The sequence below is a fragment of the Christensenella sp. KGMB01412 genome (assembly GCF_055522415.1).
Genome location: NZ_JBVFVW010000029.1, coordinates 1 through 453 on the forward strand (window position 1 = coordinate 1; position 453 = coordinate 453).

General features: G+C 58.3%; 1 protein-coding gene. It reads right to left on the minus strand.

All coding sequences use genetic code 11. The features are described from left to right. Positions 1 to 453, minus strand: a 453-nt coding sequence (locus tag ACS5WU_RS13875; protein WP_465089209.1) for an SIS domain-containing protein, incomplete at both ends; no start/stop codon positions are given.

The window sequence follows — 453 nt, forward strand, 5'->3', positions numbered from 1 at the left end:
TCTGGCCCACGGCGCCGCCCGGATGGATAAGCGCAAACTGTTCCAGTTTGTAGTCCGTCTCCTCCATGATCGCCACCTGCAGCGCGTCGAACAGTGCCACCAGCGCGATTACGCTCGACGTTGCCATGATGTCGTAACGGTCGCTTTCGTGATGCACGTCCATCTTCAAAAATACATCCGCCTGCTTTGCAAGCGGCGAATCCGGGTTTTGCGTCACTCCAATGAGCTTTGCCCCCTTCTTTTTGCATACGTCGATCAGCGGCAGCAGCTCCGCCGTTTTTCCTCCCTTGGAGACCACTACCATTGCGTCTCCCTCCTGCACCACTCCCATTCCGCCGTGCATCCCTTCCGCGGGCGAGAGGAACACGCCGTTGCGCTCGATACACGAAAGCGAATGCGCGAACTTCTTCGCAGCAACTCCCGTGCCGCCGCTGCCCGACGTTACGATTTTAT